At 48.6% G+C, this 9,371-nt stretch carries 7 protein-coding genes; 1 reads left to right on the forward strand and 6 read right to left on the reverse strand.

From position 1 onward, the window contains the following. A partial coding sequence (locus QWY20_RS18270) for an AlwI family type II restriction endonuclease (protein WP_330130414.1) occupies positions 1-711 on the reverse strand: 711 nt, incomplete at its 3' end. Next, positions 712-1,557: a DNA-methyltransferase gene (locus tag QWY20_RS18275; protein ID WP_330130415.1), complete on the reverse strand. Its 846-nt coding sequence runs from the start codon at positions 1,555-1,557 to the stop codon at positions 712-714. A 462-nt stretch (positions 1,558-2,019) separates the two neighbouring features. On the opposite strand from QWY20_RS18275, the gene QWY20_RS18280 reads away from it, so the two are divergent. Continuing rightward, positions 2,020-2,994 (forward strand): L-threonylcarbamoyladenylate synthase, encoded by a 975-nt coding sequence (locus QWY20_RS18280; protein WP_330130416.1) that lies wholly within the window; start codon positions 2,020-2,022, stop codon positions 2,992-2,994. Between the two features lie 16 nt (positions 2,995-3,010). Here QWY20_RS18280 and QWY20_RS18285 read toward each other — a convergent pair whose 3' ends face one another. The 4 genes from QWY20_RS18285 to QWY20_RS18300 all read right to left on the reverse strand — a co-directional run bounded on the left by QWY20_RS18285 (position 3,011) and on the right by QWY20_RS18300 (position 8,676). After that, positions 3,011-4,888 carry an extracellular catalytic domain type 1 short-chain-length polyhydroxyalkanoate depolymerase gene (locus QWY20_RS18285; RefSeq protein ID WP_407935446.1) on the reverse strand — a complete coding sequence of 626 codons (1,878 nt, stop codon included), beginning with the start codon at positions 4,886-4,888 and terminating at the stop codon, positions 3,011-3,013. A gap of 473 nt (positions 4,889-5,361) precedes the next feature. Continuing rightward, a complete protein-coding gene (gene yjjJ / locus QWY20_RS18290; protein ID WP_330130418.1) occupies positions 5,362-6,675 on the reverse strand; it encodes a type II toxin-antitoxin system HipA family toxin YjjJ in 1,314 nt (437 codons plus the stop codon). Between the two features lie 1,168 nt (positions 6,676-7,843). Further along, entirely contained in the window at positions 7,844-8,509 is a 666-nt protein-coding gene (locus tag QWY20_RS18295; protein ID WP_330130420.1) for an IS4 family transposase, read from the reverse strand. After that, a complete protein-coding gene (locus QWY20_RS18300; RefSeq protein WP_330130419.1) occupies positions 8,428-8,676 on the reverse strand; it encodes a hypothetical protein in 249 nt (82 codons plus the stop codon). The genes QWY20_RS18295 and QWY20_RS18300 overlap by 82 nt, the downstream gene beginning before the upstream one ends. Positions 8,677-9,371: the final 695 nt, after the last annotated feature.

Raw genomic sequence — 9,371 nt, forward strand, 5'->3', positions numbered from 1 at the left:
TGTGCGGAATTTCTTTGAAATAAAGTCGTCACCACCCTGTCGGAGCTTTGTTCTTCCGGCTAGGATATCTTCCTCATAAATTTTCCCAACCCACTCTTCTGAGAAGGATTTCTTATAGGATTTCCTTTCCAAGCCTGAAAGATTACTTAAACTCTCTCTAAACTGCCGAATAACAGCAACATGCTCGTTAAATTTGGTTTCAGAAGTAATCGTAATAGCGAAGAGAGCAATTTCATGCTTTGACAAACTATCCAGTTCAAACAACAGCCTTAGCATCACAATCAGAGGTCGGATGGACATGTCGCCGAAACCTTTATTGTTATGTAAAGGGGATCTAAACTGTACTTTTGCTATCTGTCTTTGGAAGATGAGTGCCTGCTCTTCTGGGGTTGATTGAATGAAAATATTTCCGATCTCCGTAAACTTAAAAGCTCCTTTTTGTCCTCGTCTAGGAAAGTGCACAAATCCTAATAATCTGGGAGCCCTGGTAGCACGATCTCGCCCAGAAAATGCAGCTTCACTTCTCGATGTCTTGCCTTCAAAGTCAGGCGACTCCATGAGTAATTTTGCAAACTCTTGTTGAGTTTCCGCGCCCCATGGTTTTCCTTCTAACTGTTTCAGCAGCTTTAATTCTCCCTGAAGCTTGTATGGGGAGCGGGGTGACGTAGGAAAAAACCAGGATTTCGAGGAGGCCGTTTTCTCAGATGCCATTCACCAGAACCTTTTTTGCAGGTTGGGATCATGTGCGGATTTGGGCTGACCTATATCCACACCAGATTGCGTGAATTCGTTTATCCTGTTTTGAGCCAACTCAATGGCTTTCGGAGAGATATCGCAGCCGACAAAAGAGGCGCCTTGACGTAAAGCGGCAATGGCAGCACTACCGGAGCCGCTGAAAGGATCACACACCAGAAATTGCTGATCAGATGGCAACTTACTGGACGCTATCATGGCCTCGAACAACTCCACCGGCTTTTGCGTTGGGTAAGGCGCTCTGTGCAGTCGTTTTATTTTCCAAATATCCGGAATATCTCGTCTACTAATGGGTCTTTTGCCTTTTGAGGCAAACAGGATAAACTCGGTTTGCCGCCGGAAATAATGGCCCATCCCAATATTTACCTTATCCCAGGTCAGCACATTTTTCACATTGAAATGCTCTCTGACGATGGCACCCAACGACAGCATCGAGAACGAATCAAACATCAGAAAAATATGCCGGTCGTCTTTTAGCACCCGATAGCATTCAGCGAGAAAGGCGGCGTAATTTTCAGCCGTATCATGAAACTCTTCAAACCATTTGCCCTGGCCCTTCTCCTGGTAGGTGCCAACAATGCGCCCTTTGCCTAACAGCAAATGTTGATTCATGCCACTGTAAGCGGGATCAGTCACAATCAGATCTATACTAGAGTCTGGCTGCGATTTTAAAAAGGCAATGGCATCCTGCTGCTCTACAGTCGCCTTGGGTTCTTTCTCAGCATTATTATTACCGACTTCAGAACCTTCCACGTTCACGCTATCGCGCTCTTTCTCTTTTACATCAACGGCTAATAGCGTCATACCTTACTCTTGTTGTATTACTCATGCTCAAAAATGATTGCCTTACACACGCATTTTACAGGAAAAACTGACCAGCATAATCCAATGCTGCCATGCTCACACCAGCCAGGCGAACTCATATACAAATACTATGATAAACCATAAAGTACCTTAGCTCTTGCAAAAAAAACAGCCTTCTCCGCCGAGTGATGAAACAGTCGAGCAGCTAAAAACTGGGTCACGTTGTTCAATGCCTTAAACACCCTATCGGTAGTAGGCTGCAGCGAACCTTTGGTTCAAGGATCGCCTGCACGGCCTGCCATGCAGTGACTGTGGCTTTTTAACGTCACAAATCCGCAGTACAATAAAGCGCTGCAGCCGCTGTAGTCACCATGAGCATCAGCCGGTTACAACGGCCGGAGCCGACCCAAAACACTGCCCCTGCTGCAACCCCTAATCACTTTCAAACGGAGACATCGGCTTGTGACAACCCTGCAACTGGACCCTACCCAACCAGATGAGCTGGCGATGGCTGCCCGGCTGTTGCAACAAGGCCGGCTGGTTGCTGTACCGACCGAAACCGTGTACGGCCTGGCAGCCGATGCGCGCAACCCGGATGCGGTGGCGGGCATTTTCACTGCCAAAGGCCGACCAGCCGATCACCCGCTGATTGTGCACTTGCCTTCGGCCGATGCTATGGCCGACTGGGCCGTTGATATTCCGGCCAGCGCCTGGCAACTGGCGAAAGCATTTTGGCCAGGCCCGTTAACCTTGCTGCTAAAAAAAGCACCGCATGTGAGCCCGGTCATTACTGGCGGGCTGCCCACTATTGGGCTGCGGGTACCGGCGCATCCGGTCCTGCACCAACTGCTACAGCAACATCAGCTGGCAGTGGCTGCGCCGTCGGCCAACCGCTATAAAAAACTCAGCCCTACCAGTGCTCAGCAAGTGTTGCATACGCTGGACGGCCGCATCGATGCAGTGTTGGATGGTGGCGATTGTAGCTATGGCCTTGAGTCGACCATCGTGGATGCGACCTGCGAGCCACTGACCATCGTTCGGGCCGGGCCTATTCAGGCCAGTGAGCTGTCGCAGATGCTAGGCCAGCCAGTACTGCAACCCGAGCAGCACCAGGTGAAGGTAGCTGGCAATGTGCGGGCTCATTACCAGCCCAACACACCGGTGATTTACACCTCGTTTCAGGCAGAATTGCCAGCGCAAGTTGGCAAGGCTCAACAAATCGCCATTCTGCATTTGGGGCCGGTGCCGAAAGCACTTCGCCCGATATGGCAACAACAGATGCCGGCAGATGCCAAAGCCTATGGCCGCAAGTTGTACCGGGCACTGGCCGATGCCGATCATGCCGGTGCCGATTTGATTGTGCTGGAGTCCCCGCCCGAAGGCGAAGCCTGGCTGGCGGTCTGGGATCGGTTAAAGCGAGCCAGCTATCAGGGCTGAGCTGGCTCATCTGTGCTTATTGCGGGCAGGCACCCAGCTCCCAGTAACTGCCATCATAGGATGACAGCGTCGTCACCCCCCAGGTTGAACCAGCCATGGCTGCATTGCTGCCGTTGGCAAAGTAATCTGGCACAAAGAAATTGCCGGTACTGTAGGCGCGCCCGGCCACTTTGTGGCTGTAGTTGTTGGTGGTAAAAGCCACGCAATCGCCAGGGGGTGGCGTACCGCCCTGATCACCGCCATTACCCGGGACGGCTCCGCTGCAGCTCTGGGTTGGACCAAAACAGCTGCCATCGTCATTTTGCCAGCGGCATTGATCGCCGCTGATGACGTATTCACGCAGCACAAAGCTGGCGGTGCCATACTGCAGGTAACAGTTGGCGTAATTGGTGTAATCCAGCCGGCCAGCACTGATGTGCTGATCCAGGGTACCGCTTTGGCCTGCATCAATGGTGAAGGTCACCAGCTCGGCACTGAACAAGCCTTCCAGATCGGTCGCTGTGATCAAAGCACTTTGCTCGCCACCTGCCAACTGGCACTGCTGGGCACTGAATAAATCGCCATCGATACTGGCAGTCACAGTGCCATTGCTAAACTCTACAGTGACGGTATCCAGATCGCGATTCAGATCAAATACCCGGCCAGTGACCGTAGCGCACTGACCATCTACTGCCACCACCAATTCAGACAGCTCCGGTGGAACCGGTGGCGGCGGTGGACCAATCAACAGCTGCTCGGTATACGCCGTGCTGACCAGGCCGCCACTATCGGTTGCTGTCACTGTTAGTTGGTACCAGTCGTCCGCCAGTACCGGACTGGTCAAACTAAAATTGCCGGAGGCATCCGGTGCATCAGTTACCAGTTGCTGCAGACTCAGGCTGTCAGTAAAACTGGCGGTGATCATCATGGCATCGCCATCGGCATCGGTCGCTGTGCCGGTCACCGTCACCACACTGTTTTGCTGGCTGACACTGATATCGCTTAGCTCGGGGGCGCTGTTGCGATTAACCCGCTGGTTGTGCTCAAGAAAGTACTGACCCAGGTAGAGCGCATAATTGATGCCGTTGCTATTGATGTAAGCACCGCTGGCACCCTGGCCACCTGACCAGGCGTGATCCACATTGTTCAGCCACAGCATCGATACCCGGCCATCCTGCCACAGGGTTTCATCGGCGGTACGGCCGGCGCCATGGCTAATCAGGTTCTCGCCGCTTAACTGGCTCACCCCATAAAGCGTGGCCATGCCGTTGGCATTTTGCTCGTTGTAGCACTGATTGACCGTGGTGTCGTTGCGGCCATGAGCAATGGAAGCAATCTGGGTGTCAAAATGGCTGGCGAAACTGCCGGCATACTGAGCGCAGCGGGCAGCCACATTGGCCGTTTCACAAGGGCCGATGGCACCACTGGAGCTGGTGCCGATGCTCGGGCCGGCACTAATGCCCATGCCGGCAAACACATCAGGAGCCAGGCAAGCCGTGGTATTGGCAAAGCTGGCGCCCGAAGATAACCCGGCAATATACACCTGGTTGGGATCGATCTGGTACTGGGTATCCGCAACCAGATTGTTGGCCAGATTGATCAGGTTTTGGTAATCGCCGGCATTGCGGGATTTGGTGCCCTGCCAGTACGACCAGCAGCCAAAACCGGCTTTGTTCATTGCATCTGGCACCGCGATCACCAGGCCATACTGGTCAGCGGCCTGCTCTAAGTTGGCGGTAAGGTAGGCGTTGATCGACTGGGTACAGCCATGCAGCACCAGCATCAAACCGCGCCCCTGGCCAATGGCCGAGACACTGTCGGGCGTGTAGATATGAACGTTATTGAAGCCACCACGATTGACATTTTGTTGCCAACTGCCAGCAACAGCGGGTATTGCAAGCAGGCTTGCAGCCATGAGGGTACCGGTCAGCAATACGCTAACCCGGTGTAGTAGTTGAATTTTCACGTCTGTTGTTCCTTATCTTTTTTAATTTAAGTGAACACCTCAGCGACGCTACGACTCCTTGTTTCGATCTCTGACTCCCCCGGTAGCAAGCTGGGGTGCCAAACCACTATAGGGGACAAGCGGTAATTCCGATTTAGTACTTTAGTGCTGCTTTAACTGGTTGCCGCTCTCCAGCGAAGCGGGGATCACATTCAGTGCAGCGGCTATGCGACAAAGTGATTGCACTATGCAAACCAGCTCAGCGACACCTGCGCAACCTGCAGAAAGTCCAGATAAACACCATTCGATAAACGAACGCTTAACCGAGCAGTAAGCGGTCTTTACGCTCCCGCATGCCATTAAAAATTGGCGCCGGTACAGGGTATATACCCATTCTCTTATACGTGAAGCCTTATAAATCTAATGGTGTACACAAGCGTTAATCATGCCATCCTATCCACCAACCGCTTTACAGCCTTAAGTTCAAGTCGCATCGATTCAGCGACTCGCCTGAAATCTGAAGATATTTCAACATGATTGGCTAAGTCATCCCAAAACCGCTCAGCCAGGATATAAGCTTGTCGCCAGTGTTTGCCTTGAGCAATCGCGTTAATGGTTAAGTTGTGATCAAATGCCATGGCGCCACTGCGTGAGGGTGCAAAAGCCATAGGTAACATATCGTATACAGGTGCCAGGGTAAGCTCTCCCTCTGCTGAATAGAAAAAAGATAAGTTACCGTTATGCATATCGGTATTCGCAATCAAACGGCCAAAACACCAAATCACTGCGATGGTATCTGCCTCTTCTGCAGTAATATGTTTATCCTGCTGCAAATGCATTGCTATCACTGGCCACTCTGCTGGCTTGCCGACAAATTGCATCTCTACCATACGCAACGAGACCAGACCTTTTCGTCCGATCTCACCTATACGGTCAAAGCGCGCACAACTTAAAAATGTGCGTTGTTCAAGCCTGACAATTTTTGAACAAGTTGCTGGAATGCCAGCATTCGCTAAGGTGTTTAAAGCAAGATGCTCCGCCACCAATAAATCAGCCCAGCGCTGACTGTTCGCGTTGATGACCGGTTCCGTGAACTTAACCAGACGATGTTTACCATCAACAAAAGCGCAAAACTTAGGCTGCTCGCCACCGGCGGAAGAACCCACGACCTCTCCTGACATGGCATGCTCTGCCAACATCACAAAATCACCTTCAGATCTTGCTATCGGTTCATGCTGTAGCCATTCCTGATAACTTAAGGTCCCGATAAGTATGTTTCCCGGTGTATCACCTTTGGCATGCAATAACGCGTTAAAAATATCCTGATCTTTCCAGTAAGTAATATCTTCAGTGTCAACAATCTCTTTTCTGAAAAGCGCCTTGGCGAGATTTCGGCCGAGAAACCCCTGAGGTCTTAAATCTTGCACCCACCAAGGTAAATCATCGTAGTAACAAAACTCGGCGTCATGATATGTATTCACAATATAGCCTCGCGGCATCACTGCGACCATAGTGCCAAAAAGCTCTGCTTGGCCAGCCTCCGACACTCGATAAAGTGGGAACTCAGCGTCTGCTCCCCTGCGTAAATAATAACGTGTAGAGCGAGCACGGCCTGTCGTAACGAGCTGTTTCTGAAGTAGCTTCAGATGTCGTGTCACCGTTGAGCGGTCGCAACCACAAAAGCTGGCGATTTCGCTTGAACTCGCAGGTTCACGCCGTAAAAAATCAATAACTGCATCAATAGTTGAGCTGGCCATATTTATTTAAAACTCGTAATTTCAGCACCATATAAAAGCATACCACAATAGATGCATCAATAATTGCATCAATAATCAATAAATTTATGGCTGGTGTGTACCTTATGGATTTAACTACCGGTTAGCGATCAATAAAATTCAGGCATAAAAAAAGGTCTCGCCGTTAAGCTAAGACCTTGATTTATATGATGAACTCGTCTGGATTTCTCGGGCTATCCCTGCCCTCGCCCTAAAGGGCCCGCTGAAGCGGTTCCAATTTGCTCCCGGCAAATTGGTCGAAGGAGGTTCTCACCCGACGAGGTGCTGTAAATGAAAAAACCGCCGAAGTGGCGGTTTATTCATTTATGGCGCACCCGTCAGGATTCGAACCTGAGACCTCTGCCTCCGGAGGATAGTAAGATCTGCAGGGGAATAATTATTTTAATTAATTATCATAGCGTTATGATGAATAAAAACATAAAAATACGCAAAAAAACACCCCTTTTTACACCGACTGAACACATTTTTGGTCACATACTATTTTGGAAAAAGTGACCTTTTCCCAAATTCACGCGCGACAAGTTTTTTTAAAACCGAAAAAAACTCTGAGTTTTTGTGTCGAATTTTTCCGACACTTCTTTACCGCTTCTCTGCTCGAAAATTGCCGCAAAATGTACATAGAATTTTTAATTTTACCTTTATTGGTTACTCAAAACCTCTTTTAAGAATTACGGTAAAGCTTATAAAGAAGGGTATCCCTACTACTCCTGGGGAACCACTGGCCTTGGAACCAACTGCTGTGAAAAACCGAAAGGCGCCGACATTATTTCCTATTTAGTGCCCGTCCAGAAAGGCGGGCACTAGCGCAGCGCAAGGATGCAAAAAGATGGGCTCAAATTAATAAATTGAACTTTAACTGATAACAGCGTACACAAACAGCATGCTATCGCTCAGAGACTGCATGGCACGAACCAATAAGTTCAAACATTCACAGGTGATTGATTTTAATAGGATTTATTAAAACAAAAAAGGGGTTTTCCGAAAATAGATAGTGATTCATTACAGCAGAACCTATACGATAAGCAATTAAAAACAAAGACTTAACCAATTTCATGCTGTTTATGAGCACTGCAAAAAATCAATCAAACCAGATCCATTATGATCAGAAGATCAATAGATTCGTTCAAGATCAGGGGGCCCAAAAAAGAGATGGGATACTCTCAAGTCCATGTAATGATGCGGAAAGAATTTTTTCTGGTGAAAAAAAGTGGCACGAAAATGATAGAGATGTGGCCCAGAATTGATAAAAGGCAAGCTCAATGCATCCCAAGTGATTCGGATTGCAGCGGGCTTTTTTGTACAGCTCCTGCACACTGATAAATTCATCGTGCTCCGGCAATTTCACATGCTGATTGCCACGAACCCGGCCGATGAAGTGCCAACCGCTCTTGCGCACTGCTTTGAACCACGGGACTTTAAAGCCTGCATCGGTGACAATCACTGGCTTGCAGTCACTAGGAAGCATGAGTTTCAGGCGCTTCAGAAACTGGCTGTGCACCCGCGGGCTGTTGTAATCATCGGTGGGAGCGACTATTAGCAGCAAGGTCAGTGAGCGGCCTTCCAAGGCGAGGCTGGCTCTTAAAATGTGGTTCTGCTTCCTGGTATCGGCATTGCTCCAGTCCACCAGGATGATGGGGTGCTTGCTGTTTGCCAGAATGGCTCTGGTCATCAATGCATAGATGCAAGGCATTTCAGCCAGGAGTTTGTTGTTGCTTAGCAGCCGGTCTGCCCGTTTGATGCTGTGTTTTTCGCAGGTATCGCTGTCAATGCCCCGCCAATGGCGGTAACCGTACAGCGCTGATGCTGCAGCAAGCTTTGCGTTGCTGCAAGTAGTGATGAAAATCTGGTCTTATGCATCCGTTCAGGGGTGACAAAAGAGAGAAAATGAGCGAGCATAGTTTTTGCATTCATGGCTGTTAGTGGTATGTTTTTTTGGCGAAAGATCAGATCGTGAACGGCCATGAATGTTCCCTTCTCGCCTAACTTTTTGTTTTAACTAGCCCATTTGTGGGGATACCTCAGGTAGGCCATTGTTTTTGAATGTTTTATTTTGTTTCTAAAAACAGTAATTATGAAAGGCAGCAATCCATGTTGTTTTTGAGAGTAAAACTTGAAAAATTCTATTTATGAAAGTATCAGATATAAATCCCATTTTTTTCGGTCCTTGCCTTTTTGAGAGCGGTTTTCGCAATCTCATACCTGATACTTGTTGCCAGAACCTTAGTCAACTATACTGAAGGATACGGTAAAAATGTAAGACAATATGAGTGGTATCACCTTCTTTTTTCTGGTTCTAGCTATTTGCACTGCATTCGTAGGATATAGTGCTTATGCGTCATATAATAAAAAACCAAAGGATTAAGCTATATCTATCTGTCATTCTTTACAAAGATGCCACAACGCCCTGCCAACTGACGCCTCCCTCCCTAACATATACTTTTAGCGGTTTTAAAGTGCTGATGCAAAATATATTACCCAGAAAGTGCAGGTAAAAGCCCTGAGTTCCTGATTTCAACTTGATGCATTTTTATTTTCCTTCTTGGTTTTTGAATTGCATTAATTCACGACATTTCCGCTGTTCCTCCTTGTAAAGCAGCGCAAAATAGGTTGCAAGTATCGTCATTCCGATTGACGTAAAGGCAAAAAATACAATAACC

Source organism: Alkalimonas cellulosilytica (assembly GCF_036325985.1).
Taxonomy (GTDB): domain Bacteria; phylum Pseudomonadota; class Gammaproteobacteria; order Enterobacterales; family Alteromonadaceae; genus Alkalimonas; species Alkalimonas cellulosilytica.

Coding starts and splice junctions, on each gene's coding strand:
- QWY20_RS18275 (WP_330130415.1), bottom strand. CDS start 1,557: ATGACGCTATTAGCCGTTGATGTAAAAGAGAAAGAGCGCGATAGCGTG.
- QWY20_RS18285 (WP_407935446.1), bottom strand. CDS start 4,888: ATGGCTGCAAGCCTGCTTGCAATACCCGCTGTTGCTGGCAGTTGGCAA.
- yjjJ (WP_330130418.1), bottom strand. CDS start 6,675: ATGGCCAGCTCAACTATTGATGCAGTTATTGATTTTTTACGGCGTGAA.
- QWY20_RS18300 (WP_330130419.1), bottom strand. CDS start 8,676: ATGGCCGTTCACGATCTGATCTTTCGCCAAAAAAACATACCACTAACA.